Genomic DNA, 15,989 nt, shown 5'->3' with positions numbered 1-15,989 from the left:
CGATCGCTCCACTTTGGCGTGACCGTTACGCCTGATTTGACCGTCTTGCCTGGCCGAGCTGGACAAGATGCATCGCGATGACCGCAACATGGCCGGCTAGCATCGCGGCCATGCCGGCGACATCATGCGGCGGGCTGAGCGTGTTGATATCGACCCCGACGATATCCAGCCCGGCCAGACCGTGCAGCAGGTCGAAAGTTTCCGAAACCGGTGGCCCGCCCCAAGTAGGCGTTGCCACACCTGGCGCGGCGGAGGGGTCGAAATAATCCATGTCGAAACTGAGATGCACCGGCCGGCCGGCGAGTGTGCGCTTGACCATCGCTGCGATCTCGGCGGCGCCGTGTTGGCGGACTTCCTCACCGGTGATCAGCTGAAAACCCAGAGAGCGGGTATGCTGGTAAGCACCGGCGATCGGCAGGGTGCCGCGCGCGCCGATATGGAAAGAGCGCGGCACATCGATCAATTTTTCTTCTGCGGCCCGTGCGAAGGTGGTGCCCGTGTTCAATCCGTCCCAGGGATAGCTGTCGGTATGGGCATCGATATGAATGAGCGTCAGGTCAGGGAATTGCCGAGCCAGCGCCCGCAACACGGCCAGCGTTACCGTACCGTCGCCACCGACACAGAGCGGCACGGCATCGGCCTCGATGATATCGAGCACCGCCCGCTCCATCGCCTGGAAGGAGGGAACGATATCCGAGCTGGTCACTTCGACATCGCCAAGATCGACGACGCGATTCCCCGCGCGCGGATCGATATCGGCAAGCGGCGGATAAAACGGGCGTATTTCCGATGACATGGCCCGGAAGGCCGCCGGCCCCTGCCGTGAACCGATACGCGTCGGATTGGTGCCGCAATCGAAAGGCAAACCGAGAATGGCGATCTGTCCGGCCTTGGCCTGCGCTGCCTGTGGTACTTGCAGAAAAGTTCCAACCCGCAAGCGCGGCTGTTTTGTGGTGGTGGTGTCGAACCCATCGCTTGTCACAGCACTTCTCCCATGTAAAAAGCCTTCACCAGTTCCGGGTCGATCTTTGCTCCGAGATCCTGATGAACGACGCGCCCCAGGCGCATGATGTAGACATGATCCGACAGCCGCATTGCCTCGACCGCGTTCTGTTCGACCAGCAGCACGGTCGTGCCTTGGCTGTTGATTTGCTGCACCGTATCGAGAATCACATCGATCATTTTGGGCGATAGGCCCATGGTGGGCTCGTCCATCACCAGCAGCGAGGGGCGTGACATCAGACCGCGTGCGATCGCCAGCATCTGCTGTTCGCCGCCGGAAAGCGTGCCAGCCATCTGCGCGAATCTGTCTCCAAGGATCGGAAACAGCTCAACCATCGCGGTGATATCCTGCTCGATGCCGTGCCGGTCATGGCGAATGTAACTGCCGAGAACGAGATTCTCGCGAACACTCATTCCCGGAAGGAGCCGCCGCCGCTCCGGCACGTGGGCGATACCCCGCCGCACGCGCAATTCCGGCGCCAGATCGGTGATATCCTCACCGGCAAATCGGATCCGGCCGCCGGACAGCGGCAATATGCCGGACAAGGCCGTCAGGCTGGTCGTCTTGCCGGCGCCATTGCTGCCCACCAGGCTGACGATCGATCCCGCTTCGACTTTCATCTCAAGGCCATCGACCGCTCGGATGCGGCCATAACTGACATGCAGATCCGCGATCTCGAGTAACGGTAGGGGAGTTCCCAGCGATGCGTTCATACGCGCTTCCTCCCCAGATAGGCCGCTTGCACGGCGGGATCGCCGAGGACCTCACACGGCTTCCCATCGGCCAGTCGCTTGCCGTAATTCAGGACTGTCAGGTGATCGCAGAGCGACCGCATGATCTGCATGTCATGTTCGATCAGCAGCACGCTGATGCCCTCGGCACGGATGGCACAAACAAGGGCAGCGATCTCGGTTTTCTCGTGGCTGTTCATGCCGGCGAGCGGCTCGTCCAGGAGCAGCAGTTTCGGCTTCGACATCAGGGCGCGAGCGATCTCCACCCGGCGTTGATGGCCGTAGGACAAAGTCGTCGCAATCCGTCCGGCGGCGCTGCTGCCGAGGCCGACGAAATCCAGCACCTCATACGCCGACTCGATCATCTCCCGCTCGGCCCGGCGCGCGGCTGCCGAGCGAAAGATCAGGCCGATGGGCGAGTTGTGAAAGCGCAGATGCGCGCCTACCAGGATACTCTCCAGCACTGTCATCGAACCGAACAGGCGGATATTTTGGAACGTCCTGGCGAGGCCCGCGGCGGCGATGCCATTGACGCCCAACCCGCCGATTTCGGAACCGGCGAAGAGCAGGCGCCCGGTGGTCGGGCGCACGAAACCGGTCAAGACGTTGAGAACGGTGGTCTTGCCCGCGCCGTTCGGGCCGATGAGACCGTGGATCGCCTCCTTCTTGACGGCGAAATCGAATGCCGAGAGCGCTTCGAGACCGCCGAAGCGTACGGTCACCGCCTCCGTCGAGAGGATTGCGCTCATCATGCCCGCTCCATGCCGGCGCCGGGCATGGTCAGTTTCACCCGGGCCGTTGCTGCCAGGCCTTGAGGCCGGAACAACATCAGGCACATCAGGATCACGCCGAGCAATGCGAAGCGGATTTCCGGAAAGTTCTGCACCAGCGGTATGTCGAGCGCGAGCTGCAGGAAGACCACCCAGATCAGCGCGCCGATGAAGGGACCAATGAAGGTGCCAAGCCCGCCCAACACCACCAGCATGAGGATGACGATATTCTCAAAGAGGCTGAAATTCAGTGGGCTGATGAAAAGCTGATAATGCGCATAGAACACACCGACGAAGCCACCGACAAAGCCGCTGACCGCATAGGCATAGAGTTTATATCGCGCGGTCGCCACGCCCATTGCCTCGGCAGCATGCTCGTCTTCGCGGATGGCAACCCAGGCCCGGCCGATATAGGAACGCACCAGCCCGCTGATCGCGAACAGGATGACGACCGTCAGGGCCAGGGCGACGAAGTAAAACGCGGTCGGCGACTTGACCTGCAATCCGAACAGAAATGGCGCCGGCACATTGGGTATGCCCATCGGTCCCCGCGTCAGGCCGATCCAGTTGGTGGCGACGATCCGCACGATCTCGCCGAAACCAAGCGTCATGATCGCCAGATAATCACCGCGTAGTCGCAAGGTCGGCGTGCCCAGGATCATCGCGATGAAAGCGGAGAGCAAACCGCCGATTACCAGATTGGCATAGAACAGCCACCAGATCGATTGGGCGTCGATGCCGAATTCCTGTTTCAGCACCAGCACGAAGAGAATGGAGGTGAAATAGGATCCCACCGCCCAGAAGGCGACAAAGCCGAGATCGAGCAGGCCGGCAAAACCGACGATGACATTGAGCCCGCTGGCCAGCATGCCGTAAATCAGCACCATGGTAAGAATACGGAGCCAGTAATCGGATGGGATGAGGAGGCCGGCGAGGATGGCAATGGCGAGCGCGGCGAACTTTATGGTCCAACCACCCTGAGCGAGCCAGCCAAAGGCGGCATCCATCCGGCCGAACAGCGCGTGGATCGCCCCCTTGCCGGCGCTGCCGACACCATCCAGCAGGCTGCCGGCACCGGCGGAATTCAGTTCCGGCCGGCCCAGCAATCCTTGCGGCCGCATGAAGAGCAACAGGATCAGGATGGCAAAGCTGATCGCATCCTTATAGGCGGATCCATCCGGCATATAGCCGCCGCCCAAGGCTTCGATCAGGCCGAGCAGCACGCCGCCCAAAGCCGCGCCGGGAATCGAGCCGATGCCGCCCAGCACTGCTGCCGTCAACGCCTTGAGGCCGGGCAGAAAACCCCATCGTGGCATGAGCGAAACCATAGGATTGGGCATAGAGGAGGCCGGCCAGCGCCGCGAAGCCGGAGCCCAGCGCGAAGGCAGCGGCGATAGCGCGATTGACCGGGATGCCAAGCAGCGTCGCCGCCATCGGATCTTCTGCACTGGCACGCATGGCGCGGCCAAGCTTGGAATAAGCGATGAACAGCGATAAGCCGATCATGGCGAGTATCGCCGCTGCCATGACGACGATATCCATGACGCGTATATAAATCGAATCGAAGAACACGATCGGATCAAGGTCCGCCAGTCCGAAATCTGGAAAATGCACCTGCTCGGATCCCCAGATCGTCTGGGCGACGCTTTGCAGCACCACGGACACCGCGATCGAACTGATCAGTGGCGCCAGCCGTGGCGCCTTACGCAGCGGTCGATAGGCGAGGTAGTCAATGATAATGCCGAGCAAGGCCGTGAGGGCGATGGCGACCAACGCCGCGAGGGGAAAGGACAGAGCTGGCATCGGCACGGTCGCGCCGAAAAGCTGCACCTCGCTCGCCATCAGCGAGACAGTCAGGAAGGCACCCAGCATGAACAACTCGCCGAATGCGAAATTGACCAGGCGGACGACGCCATAGACCAGGGTATAGGCAACCGCCGTCAGCGCATAAATCGCGCCGAGTACCAGGCCGTTTGCCAGCAACTGACCGAAATAATCCATCTCTCGAAATCCAGGTCACCCAGCTACGATATGAAAAAGGCTCCGCCGGACAGGGCGTCCGGCGGAGCATGGAGGGATCACATTTGCGCGGGGGCCAGGACGAATTTGCCGTTCTTCACGGTCAGGAAATACAGCGAGCCCGAACGGTCACCGCTCGGCTCGAAGGTTGTCGGTCCGGTTACGCCGGGGACGTCCTTCAACTGGCTGAAAGCGGTATTGATCGCTTCGCGCGTGACGCCACCGCTCTTGCTGGCGAGATCGACGGCTGCGCCCAGCGTCATCGTGGCATCGTAGCCAAGAGCTGCCCAGGCGCTGGGCTCTTCCTTGTAAGTCGCCTGATAAGCGGTCAGGAAGTCGGCGGTAGAGGGGGTTTTGATCGAGGGATCGAACATGCCGTAAATCACCATGTTTTCCACCGCATTGCCGCCGAGCTTCATTAGCGCCTCATTCAGGGCGCCATCGGTGCTCAGAAATTGCACCTTGATGCCGAGCTGCCGGGCTTGCTTGGCGATTGCCGCTGTCTCGGTATAGAACCCACCGACGAAAATCGCATCCGGCTTTGCCGCCCGGACCTTCGTCAACAGCGTGCGGAAATCCTTGTCGCCGAGCAGATAGGCCTCAGTGCCGGCGATGGTGGCGCCTTCCTTGACGGCGGCATCGCTGAAGGCTTTGGAGACGCCGATGCCATAATCGTCCTGCTGATGCAGGACATAGATTTTCTTCAGGCCGAGCGACTTCACCGCATAGGTCCCCATCATGGCACCCTGCACCGCGTCGGTCAGCACATTACGATGGAAATAGGGACTGGAATTCGAGAGCGCCGGACTGGTCACAGCCGAGGCAAGAACCGGCAGCTTGCAGTCGTTGTAAACCGGCATGGCAGCCAGGGCGATGGAAGACACGGAGTAACCCATCACCACATTCACAGCCTGATCGGAGCAGAAACGCTGGGCGATCAAGACGCCTTCGCGCGCCTCCGCACGGTCGTCCACCGCTTCGACCTTATAGGTTACCCCGCCTTTCTTGTTGAGCGTCTCGACCGCCAGATCGACGCCCTTCTTCATGTTCACGCCATAGGCCGCATAATCGCCGGAAAGCGCTGCGGTAAAGCCGATCGTCACCGTATCGGCGGCCTGTCCCGCCGCGGGCCCCAGTGCGAGGCAAAGCCCAAAGGCAGCCGCAGCAAATCGTCTTCTCGCCATCTCGTTTCTCTCCCTGAATATCGCGGCTTTTTGAGATGCCGCAGGTTTATGCGATCGATTGGTCGCTTGAACGCCGGTCAATTTGACCGCAAGGCTGCACAGGTGATGGCAAGATGCCGAAGAGATCACTCGATCTCGACTGTCATCCAGGTTTCGAAGCAATAATCGTCGGCGAGCGACGTGACGCCGATGGCAGCACGAGGGCCAACGCCGATTTCCGGCCCGAACACTTGCTCGAACAGGTCGGTCAGACCGCTCGCCACCTTATGCGGTGCGGTAAAAGAGGGGTCGCAAGCGATGAAATTTAGCGACCGCACCAGGCCTTTGACCCGGTCGAGATCGCCGATCGCATCGGCGATGCAGCTAAGACAGTTGAGCCCCGTCAAACGCGCTGCCTGATAACCTTCCTCGACGCTGACTTCCCCGCCGACACGGCCTGGGAACATCACCTTGCCATCGACGATACCCGCAGTCTGGCCAGAGAGAAAAAGCAAGCGGTCGCTGAGATAATGCGGCTTCATCTTGCCATATTGCTTGCCGTAGTAATCGGCGCCGCCACCACGCGATGGCACGTGCAGACCAAGTTCCGCGAGACGTTGCGCTACGGTCATGTGCTCCTCCCTGCCACTCTTACGCTTTTCAATCAGCGTCGGTTTTGCAGGGAATGATCGAAGCAGCGTCGCGTTTCTGTCAAACGCGAATGATGATGAAGTCCATAACTTTGCGTTATAGCGATTTCTGGCTGACGCCGACCTGCCGTTAGCCCTTTTTCCGGGTGCGGGTGGCGGGGCGGGAGGCCGTGCGCGGGAGCGTGCGGCCGGGTCGGGATTTCCTGCCTATCGACATGAAGGTCCGGAAGGCATCCATGAAGTCGGCGGAAATGCGCGAGGGCGGGCGCAGGCTGGGTCGGAACATGCCGAAGCGATAGAGGATCACCGGCTCAAACGGTACCGCGACCATGCCGGCGCGGGCATAGAATTGTGCAGTGACCGGATCAACCACCGTGACCGCGCCGGTTTCCTGTACCATCGCGCAGGCGGATCCGAAAAACTCGGCTTCGGCGATGACATTCCACGGCGCCCCACTCCGGTAAAACGCCTCGGCCAGCGCGATCGTGGTGATGTGTTCGGGAAAGAGCGAGATAAAAGGGCGCGCCGCGAGCTGTTCCGGCCCGACCGCGCTGGCCCCCGCCAGGGGATGATCCGGGCGCATCACGCACATGCAGCGCATTTCAAACAATTCCAGCGAGGCGACGTTGCTTTCGATCGGCAATTCGGCGAAGCCGACATCGAAGGCACCGATGGAGCCGAGATCGCGGACCACGTTGGAAGACCGGGTGATGAAGCGTGCGGTCGCTCCGGGATTCTTTTTCAGCACCTGGGCAATGACGCGCGGCAGGATATAGGTCGCCAAGCCCGGCGGGCTGGCGATGCGTAACGTGGCGGAAGACAGCCCCTTCAGGTTGCGGGAGATGGCGACGGTCTGTTCCATGGTATCGAGCATGCGCGCGATAGCGACGAGAAATATCGAAGCTTCCGGCGTGGGCTCCAGCCTGCCGCGTGCGCGATGGAACAGTTTGACCCCGACCTCGTCCTCCAGCCGGCTGATCAGTTTGCTGATTGCAGGCTGGGATTTCTTCAGGACCGCCGCCGCGGCACTCATCGAACCGTTTTCATAGATCGCCCTGAAGGCTTCGAAATGCCGCGTGTCCATGCGTGCCCATGCCATCGGATGAAAGTCACGAAGGCCCGGATGAAAGTTTAGGCCGGCCGGCATCGATAGACGTAACCGCAGCCCCGCCAAAACCATTCCAGACAAGCCAGCTATTTACCACGCCTGCTGAGAAGCTGATATCGTCTTGAGCGATGTCGCCTATCTACCAGCGACGCGTCAGTGTGGGAAGCTTGGGATCGATATGGTCAATGCCGCCAACCTGCTAGCGCTGCCGACACTGACGAAAGGAGAGTTGAGGATGTGTCTTGCGATCAGCGAATGTGGCGCAATCGTTTAATTGCGCCACATTCTTGGTTGTCACGCTCGTCTGACTACTGCAAAGCGACCGGCGCCATGCCATTTTCCCACACGGCAGCGACCGCTGCATTGTGGTCGGGCATCAGGGCAATCTGTTGGCCGTTCGCCGCGTGGATCGCAACGGCCGTACCGCCATCCACTTCAATCTCTTTCAAATACGCAATGTCCTTCAGACCGAGGGCCAGCAGTTCCTGGGCGCTAATCTGTCTGATACGGTCAGTGGTCATCATGATATTTACCATCCCTTTCCGTGCTTGCCTGAAGTCAATCAGGCGGGCGACGCCTTAGTCGTGCTGCTCAATCTTGCGCGCGTGTCCGGCCTTGCGGATGGGCACGCTCCGGACCTGAGAAACGACTTTCGGTCGCTTCAGTTCAATGGAAAGCAAACCGTTATCCAGCGTCGCTCCCGCGACTTCGATACCTTCGGCCAGCACGAAACTGCGCTGGAATTGACGGGCGGCGATGCCGCGATAGAGATAAACCCGGGTCGGATCATCCGTCTGTTTCCCGCGAACGGTAAGCTGGTTATCCTCCAACTGGATGTCGAGATCTTCCAACGCAAAACCTGCGACGGCTAAGGTGATCCGCAGCGTGTCGTCGCCGATTTGCTCAATGTTGTAAGGCGGGTAACCTTCGCCGGCGCTCTTTGAAATCCGGTCCAAGGTTCGCTCGAAATGATCGAACCCCAGCAGCAGCGGGCTGTTGAACAAGGACAGTCGTGACATTCTCTGGCTCCTCCTATTGAGCGAGCAATGCTTCCTGGCACCGACACCCGATTGCCCGGCATGCCGATGCGGCCCGCGGATCGTCCGCTGCGCCTACTTGAAGTAGTTAAGATATTTACCGGCGGAATCAAGAGCGCCGTTATTCCAAGCCCTGCCGCCGCGCCAGCCGGCGCAGTTTGCAAACCTGCTGAAAAAATACCTAATCAATAGCGCTGTTTTGAACCGTTTTTTGCCACTATCCTGGGCGCGAAAACGGCAGGCGACAAAGATGATTTTGGATCCCCAAATACTTCTGAAGCTGGCCCAGAATATCAGTCTGTTTGCGCTGGTAGTGCTCGCTTATGCCAATATCCGCCGCCATCTGGGCTATTTCGGCCGGGTTTTCGAAGGTTTGGCGCTCGGCTGTATTTTCGGTTCGACGGCCGTCCTTTCAATGATTGTCCCCATCAATTTCGCCGAGGGGGTATTTTTCGATGGCCGAATCATCTCCGTCGGCCTGGCTGCCTTGTTCGGGGGCCCCCTGGCCGGCGGCACCGCTCTGGTGATTGCCGGATCTTACCGTTACTGGATCGGCGGAATCGGCTGGGGCGTCGGTCTGACATCGCTGACTGCTGCTTTTCTCCTCGGGGCCAGCTTCTTTATCGGCTTGCGGCTCCACCGGAAGCGGCTGCGGTTCAGCTCGCTGCTGCTGTTCAGCATTCTCTCCAGCATTTTTATACCCTGCCTGACACTCCTGCTTCCCGCCCCCAATTTGGTTGTAACGATCCTTCACACCATGGTGGCGCCCCTGATGATCGCAACCTTCCTGGGCACGGTGCTGTTCGGAACGATGCTGCTGAATGAGGATCAGCGCGCGCAATTGCAACGGGAGTTGGCCGAGCAGAGCCAGACCTTGCGGCTGATCATCAATTCAATGGGCGATGGGTTGATCGTCGCAGATTCGGACGGCATGTTTCGCCTCTTCAATCCGGCGGCGGAACGGTTGGCCGGGGTGGGCAGTGTCGATGCGCAGCCGGCCCGCTGGCCTGAGATTTACGGGCTTTATCAGACCGACGGAGAGACACCCCTGCCGATGGAAGAGGTGCCGCTCTTCCTTGCCTTGCACGGCCAGGCGACGGATGAGGTGGAATTCATGTTGCGGCCCGATCGAGCCAAGCCGGGCCGGATGATTTCCGTCAGTGGCCGGCCGATGCTTGACAATGCCGGTCAGGTGCGTGGCGGTCTGGTCCTGTTCCGCGATATTTCGGAACGCAAGAAATCCGAATTGGCCTTGCGCGCCAGTGAAGAGCGGTATCGGTTCCTTGCCGAGAATGTCACCGATATGATCGGGCGGATTTCGGTGATGGGCCTCAGTCTCTATGTTTCGCCCGCTTGCCGCGATCTGGTCGGATACGAACCGATCGATTTGATCGACCACAACTTCATCGAATTGATCGATCCGGAAGACGTGGCCAAAGTCAAAGACCTCCTCGCCTGTCTGCGTGATGGTGCGGTAGCACGCGCCGCGGCAGTCTACCGCATGCGGCATCGCGATGGCCGGCTTGTCTGGGTCGATACGACCTTCCGACTGGTTCTTGACGACAGCGGGAAGCCGTCTGAAATTCTTTATGTCGTTCGCAATTTCAATGAACGCAAGGAATTTGAAGACCGCCTCGCCGCGGCGAAGGACCAAGCGGAACAGGCGAGCCGGGCGAAATCCGAATTCCTGGCGATGATGAGTCATGAAATCCGCACGCCGATGAACGGCGTCATCGGCATGAGTGGCCTGCTGCTGGATACGCCGCTCAGCGATGAGCAGCTGCGCTTTGTCCGTGCGGTCCGTGAATCGGGCGAAGCGCTGCTCGGTATTTTGAATGACATACTCGATTATTCCAAAATCGAAGCCGGGCGGTTGGAACTTGAATACATCGATTTCGATCTGCCGGCCTTGCTCGACAGCGTCGCGACCTTGATGCGGCCGCGCGCCAAAGCCAAAGGACTGGACCTCACGCTTATGCTTGCGCCCGATCTCCCGGCATCGGTGATTTCCGATCCCGCGAGATTGCGACAGGTCTTGTTCAACCTTATCGGCAATGCCATCAAGTTCACAGAACGGGGTAGCGTCACCGTGACGGCACGGCACCGCAATCTCGGAGCCGGCCAGATCGAGCTGAGACTGGATATTGTCGATACCGGCATTGGAATAGACAACATCGCGCAGGGCCGGCTGTTCGATCGTTTCAGCCAAGGCGACCCGTCGATTGCGCGAAAATATGGCGGCACCGGTCTTGGCCTCGCCATTAGCAAGCAGCTCGTATCGATCATGCAGGGCGAGATCGGATTTAGTAGCGAGGCCGGGCATGGCTCGGTCTTCTGGTTTACCATCCGCTGTCCCGTCGGCGCAGCGGCTCAGCCACTTTTCCCTGCCGATTCGCCACCTGCTGAAATGATCGAGCCGCTCGTTCGCCACCGCGTCCTGATTGCCGAGGATAACCACATCAACCAGCTTCTGATCGTCAGCATGCTGAGCAAAAGCGGCTATCAGGTGGAACTGGTCAATAACGGTCACGAAGCGCTCTCGGCGGTCCAGCGCGGCAATTTCGATCTGGTGCTGATGGATGCACAGATGCCGGGCATGGATGGCATCGAGGCAACCCGTGCGATCCGCCGCTTGGATAGTGCGAAAGCGACTGTTCCGATCATCGCCTTGACGGCAAATGCAATGAGTGGCGATCGCGATATCTATCTGGCCGCCGGCATGAACGACTATGTCGCCAAGCCCATCCGGTTGCCCGAGCTCCTGGCGGCGATTGATCGCTATCTGAAACCGGATGCCGGCCGGCTATCGCGCGAGGCTGCAGATTCGCAAAGCGAGCCTGCCGCCTAGCTGTCTTCGGGTTGACGTTATCATCGAGCTTCGCCATTCTAAGCCGCGATGGGGATGGGGTTCCCCCGATAACCGCCGTAAGGCTGATGACTCCTGCCGTATTGTTCATCGCGGCGGGAATCCCTCTGGCTTCCGCCCGATTGGCAGCGAGTGCCATTTTTGAGGAGGAAGCTTTGGCTTTGATTGCCGCAATCACACTGGCCCAATGCCCGTCGCAGTCTGTAGGGCTTACATGTCGCATCCGCAAATCTGCCGCGGTCGAATCATGATTACCTATTTCTGGATTGCACTTGGCAGTGCCCTGGGTGGCATGGCGCGCTACTGGTTCTCAGGTTTCGTCGCCCATCGGATCGGCGAGACCTTTCCCTGGGGCACGGTTTTCATCAACATCACCGGTTCTTTCATCATTGGTTTTTTTGCCACCTTGAGCGGCCCGGACGGCCGCCTGCTCGTATCGACCGAGACGCGCCAGTTCGTCATGGTCGGATTGTGCGGCGGCTACACCACCTTTTCGTCCTTCAGCCTGCAAACCTTGACTCTCGTGCGCGACGGCCAATGGCTGGCGGCCGGCGCCAATATCGCCTTTTCGGTGTTGTTCTGTCTGATCGCCGTCTGGCTGGGGCATCTCTCGGCAGCCGGCATCAATCAGTTGCGATAGTGAACGCGAGGAGGATGTCATGACTTTGCCCCAACAAGCCATGCGGCTTCGGATCTATTTCGGGGAAAACGATCGTTGCGATGGATCTCCGCTCTACGAGGCGATTGTGCTCAAGGCACGCGAACTGCACCTGGCCGGGGCGACCGTCTTTCGCGGTCCCATGGGATTTGGCCATAGCAGCCGGTTGCATACTGCGAAGATCATGCGTCTCTCGGAAGATTTGCCGGTGGTTGTCGAGGTGATCGATAGCCGCGAAAAACTGGACGGCTTCCTGCCGCATCTGCAGAAGATCATGGGCAGCGGGCTCGTCACGCTCGATCCAGTCAGGGTCCTGCGCTACGGTCCGGGGGCACCGGAAGCGGAGCTGCCGGCGCCGCATTAACCGGTCGCCAAGGCCCGGTCCGCCGAATATAGTGCGGGCAATTGCTGACTTTGGACCGGCCGGAACATGATGCAGAACGGGATGATCCAGACCACCAAACGGAATCTCACAGGGCAGGATATCAAGACCCTGTTTCTCGCCTCCCTGGGCGGGGCGCTGGAATTCTATGACTTCGTCATCTTCGTTTTCTTCGCGGCGGTGATCGGGCAGTTGTTCTTCCCGCCGGACATTCCCGACTGGCTGCGTCAATTACAGTCCTACGGCATTTTCGCCGCCGGCTATCTGGCGCGCCCGCTGGGCGGGGTGGTGATGGCGCATTTCGGCGATCTGTTCGGCCGGAAACGCATGTTCACGCTCAGCGTCTTTCTGATGGCAGTGCCGACCCTGCTGATCGGCTTGCTGCCGGTCTATGCCAATATCGGCTATGCCGCACCGATCGCCCTGCTGGCGCTCCGCGTGTTGCAGGGCGCGGCGATTGGCGGCGAGGTGCCGGGCGCCTGGGTCTTCGTCGCCGAACATGTGCCGCCCCGCCGCATCGGCGTGGCCTGCGGCTTGCTGACGGCAGGACTGACCTTTGGCATCCTGCTCGGCTCGCTGGCCGCGACCGCGGTCAACGTGACGCTGACGCCGGAGCAAATCCACGATTACGGCTGGCGTCTGCCTTTCCTGGTCGGCGGTGTTTTCGGCTTCCTTGCTGTCTATCTGCGGAGCTGGCTGGAAGAAACGCCGATCTTTCTGGAGATCCGCCAACGCAAAGCGCTGAGCCAGGAGCTACCGCTGAAAGCCGTGATCCGCTACCACGGCAAAGCGATCCTGGTATCGGCCCTGACGACCTGGACGCTGACCGCGGCGATTGTCGTTCTCATTCTGATGACGCCGACCTTGCTGCAAAAGCTGGCCGGCTTCAGTCCCGCCGCGACGCTGGAGGCCAACAGCCTCGCCACGCTCACCTTGTCCATCGCCTGCGTGCTGGTCGGCATGGCCGCCGACCGGTTTGGAGCCGTGCCGGTTCTGGTCCTGGGCGGCATCGGCTTGGTGGTTTGCGGCTATCTCATGTATGTCGGCCTGCATAATGCGCCGCAGATGCTCTTGCCGTTCTATGGGCTGACCGGTCTGTTTGTCGGCACCATCGCAGTGGTGCCCTTCATCATGGTGCGGGTCTTCCCGCCGGCTGTGCGGTTCAGCGGTGTTTCCTTCGCCTATAACGTGGCCTATGCGGTCTTCGGCGGCCTGACGCCCCTGGTCGTCTCCCTGCTCACCGCGAAGGATCCGGTGGCGCCGGCCCATTATGTCGCCGTTACCGTGGTGATCGGTGTTGTCGCGGTTCTGGTGCATGGCCGCTGGGCCCGTCATCTGCCGATCGGCCGCGTCCAGGCGGCGGAATAAGGTCGCAGGCTCTAAAGCTTTCAAGGTCCCAGCAAAAAGCCCCGCGCAATTTGCGCGGGGCTTTTGTTTTGGTGGACCCAAGCGGGATCGAACCGCTGACCTCCACAATGCCATTGTGGCGCTCTCCCAGCTGAGCTATGGGCCCGGGAAAGTCTTTGTCCGGCTGGCCGTCCGCCGAAACGGTCGGGTCCGGAACGCGGGCAGAACCTATGGAGCTTGCCCGGCGAATTCAAGCGAAAAATGCAGCAGCCACTTTCGCCTGATAAAAAAGCTTATTGGTCCTCTTCGACCCCTTCGATCACTTCGGTGACATCCTCGTCATCCTCGCCGAGTTCCGAGGTATCTTCCATGATCGAATCGTCTTCATCACCGATATCGGCCTCTTCGATCTCGACATCCGGCAATTCCTCGTCCGGTGCCGGCTTGGCCGGCACGACCTTTTCCACGACGCGGCTGCGACGCGACTTCAACACCGCTTCCGGATCGTAAGTAGTGCCGCATTTCGGGCAGACGATCGGGTCCTTGCGCATGTCGTAAAAATGCGCAGCGCAGCTCTGACAGGTACGCTTTGTTCCCCATTCCGGCTTGCTCACAATGCCACTCCCTAAATTCCTGGGCGCCGCCTTGTCGGGCTGGACAATCTCCAGTTCACGCGGCGCCGGGTCCGGCGCCCAATTGCCACGAAGCCAAGCACCTGTCAACGCAGGAAAACGGTCGCTAGTCCGGTCAGTCCGGCATTCACGGGATCGCGAGGCGAACCGCGCCTGACAGCCCCTTCGACCTCCTTACGTCTTCCTTTCGGGTAGTGATCGGCCCTGCGGTTATGCTAAGGGAAGCGCCGTTCGTGCTGATGCCCTAGCTGCTGAGGTCTTCGCTTGGCTCATTCCGCTGTTCTACCTCTTACATCCGGTTCCGCCGGTTCGCTTTCCGGTTCGGTCCAGGTGCCGGGCGACAAATCGATTTCCCATCGTTCCCTGATGCTGGGGGCGCTGGCGCTGGGCGAAACCGAAATTCATGGCCTGCTGGAAGGCGAGGATGTGCTGCGTACTGCCGCCGCCATGCGCGCCCTCGGTGGTGCAGCCGAGCGCGGGGCGGATGGCGTCTGGCATGCCCGCGGCCGCGGCATCGGCGGCCTGATCGAACCGGCGGATGTACTTGATCTCGGCAATGCCGGCACCGGAACGCGGCTGCTGATGGGGCTCGTCGCGACCTATGATTTCACCACCTTTTTCACCGGCGATGCTTCGCTGCGGTCGCGCCCCATGGCGCGCGTGGCCGAGCCGCTGACCCGGATGGGTGCCCAAATCATCGCCCGCAGCAAAGGCCGGCCGCCGCTGGCCGTCATCGGCACCGCGGAGCCGTTGCCAATCACCTATCGCCTGCCGGTGGCCTCGGCCCAGGTCAAATCGGCGATTCTGCTGGCCGGCCTGAACACGCCCGGCATCACCACGGTGATCGAGCCGGAGCCGACCCGCGACCATACCGAATTGATGCTGCGCGGCTTCGGCGCGGAACTGACGGTGGAACAGACGCCGGAAGGCCGTGCCGTCAGCCTCCGGGGACAACCGGAACTGACCGGCCGCAAGATCGTCGTGCCCGGCGACCCATCCTCGGCTGCCTTTCCTTTGGTGGCGGCGCTGATCCTGCCCGGCTCGGATGTCACCCTGCCCAATATCGGGCTCAATCCCCACCGCATCGGCCTGATCGAAACGCTGCTGGAAATGGGCGCCGATATCCAGATCCTCGACCGCCGGGAAGTGGCCGGTGAGCCGGTCGGTGACTTGCGGGTGCGTGCCAGCAAGCTGCAGGGCATCACTGTGCCGGCCGAGCGGGCGCCGTCGATGATCGACGAATATCCGATCCTCAGCGTGGCCGCCGCCTTCGCCGAAGGCGAAACCAAGATGCTGGGGTTGGCTGAACTCCGGGTCAAGGAAAGCGACCGGTTGGGCACCATGGCGCAGGGCCTGGCCGGCTGCGGGATCGAAGTTAGCGAGGGCGAGGACAGCCTGACGGTGCGCGGCGGCAAGGGCCGCAAACCGGCCGGCGGGACGACCATTGCGGTCAAGCTTGACCATCGGATCGGCATGTCCTTCCTGGTGCTGGGGTTGGCCGCCGAGAGGCCGGTCGCCATCGACGATGGTGCGGCGATCGATACCAGCTTCCCCGGCTTCGCCCGGCTCATGAATGGCTTGGGCGCCGGGATCGCGCCCTTAAAAGCCTGAACTGGAAGGGTA

At 60.7% G+C, this 15,989-nt stretch carries 16 protein-coding genes, 1 tRNA gene and 1 riboswitch; of the genes, 5 read left to right on the top strand and 12 right to left on the bottom strand.

The window, feature by feature from the left end:
• Positions 1-25: 25 nt before the first annotated feature.
• From SMD27_RS02850 to SMD27_RS02805, 10 genes are all read right to left on the bottom strand, one after another.
• On the bottom strand, positions 26-982 hold the full coding sequence (locus tag SMD27_RS02850; protein ID WP_320506817.1) for an arginase family protein: 957 nt from the start codon (positions 980-982) through the stop codon (positions 26-28).
• On the bottom strand, positions 979-1,716 hold the full coding sequence (locus SMD27_RS02845) for an ABC transporter ATP-binding protein (protein ID WP_320506816.1): 738 nt from the start codon (positions 1,714-1,716) through the stop codon (positions 979-981). The genes SMD27_RS02850 and SMD27_RS02845 overlap by 4 nt, the downstream gene beginning before the upstream one ends.
• On the bottom strand, positions 1,713-2,486 hold the full coding sequence (locus SMD27_RS02840) for an ABC transporter ATP-binding protein (protein ID WP_320506815.1): 774 nt from the start codon (positions 2,484-2,486) through the stop codon (positions 1,713-1,715). The genes SMD27_RS02845 and SMD27_RS02840 overlap by 4 nt, the downstream gene beginning before the upstream one ends.
• The gene (locus tag SMD27_RS02835; RefSeq protein ID WP_320507542.1) at positions 2,483-3,772 is read right to left on the bottom strand and encodes a branched-chain amino acid ABC transporter permease; all 1,290 of its coding nucleotides are present in this window, start codon (positions 3,770-3,772) and stop codon (positions 2,483-2,485) included. The genes SMD27_RS02840 and SMD27_RS02835 overlap by 4 nt, the downstream gene beginning before the upstream one ends.
• On the bottom strand, positions 3,666-4,505 hold the full coding sequence (locus SMD27_RS02830; protein WP_320506814.1) for a branched-chain amino acid ABC transporter permease: 840 nt from the start codon (positions 4,503-4,505) through the stop codon (positions 3,666-3,668). Before SMD27_RS02830 ends, SMD27_RS02835 begins: the two co-directional genes overlap by 107 nt.
• A 77-nt stretch (positions 4,506-4,582) precedes the next feature.
• Entirely contained in the window at positions 4,583-5,707 is a 1,125-nt protein-coding gene (locus tag SMD27_RS02825) for an ABC transporter substrate-binding protein (protein WP_320506813.1), read from the bottom strand.
• A gap of 125 nt (positions 5,708-5,832) precedes the next feature.
• Positions 5,833-6,318 (bottom strand): RidA family protein, encoded by a 486-nt coding sequence (locus tag SMD27_RS02820; RefSeq protein WP_320506812.1) that lies wholly within the window; start codon positions 6,316-6,318, stop codon positions 5,833-5,835.
• 148 nt (positions 6,319-6,466) lie between these two features.
• On the bottom strand, positions 6,467-7,420 hold the full coding sequence (locus SMD27_RS02815; RefSeq protein WP_320506811.1) for a LysR family transcriptional regulator: 954 nt from the start codon (positions 7,418-7,420) through the stop codon (positions 6,467-6,469).
• 332 nt (positions 7,421-7,752) lie between these two features.
• On the bottom strand, positions 7,753-7,968 hold the full coding sequence (locus SMD27_RS02810) for a DUF1150 family protein (protein WP_320506810.1): 216 nt from the start codon (positions 7,966-7,968) through the stop codon (positions 7,753-7,755).
• Between the two features lie 54 nt (positions 7,969-8,022).
• Positions 8,023-8,463: an Hsp20 family protein gene (locus SMD27_RS02805; RefSeq protein ID WP_320506809.1), complete on the bottom strand. Its 441-nt coding sequence runs from the start codon at positions 8,461-8,463 to the stop codon at positions 8,023-8,025.
• A gap of 268 nt (positions 8,464-8,731) precedes the next feature.
• On the opposite strand from SMD27_RS02805, the gene SMD27_RS02800 reads away from it, so the two are divergent.
• From SMD27_RS02800 to SMD27_RS02785, 4 genes are all read left to right on the top strand, one after another.
• Complete coding sequence (locus tag SMD27_RS02800; protein WP_320506808.1) at positions 8,732-11,329, top strand: PAS domain S-box protein; 2,598 nt, start codon at positions 8,732-8,734, stop codon at positions 11,327-11,329.
• A gap of 41 nt (positions 11,330-11,370) precedes the next feature.
• Positions 11,371-11,432: riboswitch (Fluoride riboswitch) on the top strand.
• A gap of 165 nt (positions 11,433-11,597) precedes the next feature.
• Complete coding sequence (gene crcB / locus SMD27_RS02795) at positions 11,598-11,987, top strand: fluoride efflux transporter CrcB (protein WP_320507541.1); 390 nt, start codon at positions 11,598-11,600, stop codon at positions 11,985-11,987.
• Positions 11,988-12,006: 19 nt separating this feature from the next.
• Positions 12,007-12,369, top strand: coding sequence for a DUF190 domain-containing protein (locus SMD27_RS02790; protein ID WP_320506807.1), 363 nt, complete (start codon positions 12,007-12,009; stop codon positions 12,367-12,369).
• Positions 12,370-12,450: 81 nt separating this feature from the next.
• Complete coding sequence (locus tag SMD27_RS02785; RefSeq protein ID WP_320506806.1) at positions 12,451-13,755, top strand: MFS transporter; 1,305 nt, start codon at positions 12,451-12,453, stop codon at positions 13,753-13,755.
• Between the two features lie 69 nt (positions 13,756-13,824).
• Here SMD27_RS02785 and SMD27_RS02780 read toward each other — a convergent pair.
• Positions 13,825-13,900 (bottom strand) — tRNA-Ala (locus SMD27_RS02780).
• Positions 13,901-14,027: 127 nt separating this feature from the next.
• The gene (locus SMD27_RS02775) at positions 14,028-14,348 is read right to left on the bottom strand and encodes a TIGR02300 family protein (RefSeq protein WP_320506805.1); all 321 of its coding nucleotides are present in this window, start codon (positions 14,346-14,348) and stop codon (positions 14,028-14,030) included.
• Positions 14,349-14,630: 282 nt separating this feature from the next.
• On the opposite strand from SMD27_RS02775, the gene aroA reads away from it, so the two are divergent.
• Positions 14,631-15,977: a 3-phosphoshikimate 1-carboxyvinyltransferase gene (gene aroA / locus SMD27_RS02770; RefSeq protein WP_320506804.1), complete on the top strand. Its 1,347-nt coding sequence runs from the start codon at positions 14,631-14,633 to the stop codon at positions 15,975-15,977.
• Positions 15,978-15,989: the final 12 nt, after the last annotated feature.

The organism is Dongia soli (assembly GCF_034044715.1).
Classification (GTDB): domain Bacteria; phylum Pseudomonadota; class Alphaproteobacteria; order Dongiales; family Dongiaceae; genus Dongia_B; species Dongia_B soli.
The sequence above is the reverse complement of the archived record's forward strand: the minus strand, read 5'-3'. Positions and strand labels throughout refer to the sequence as shown.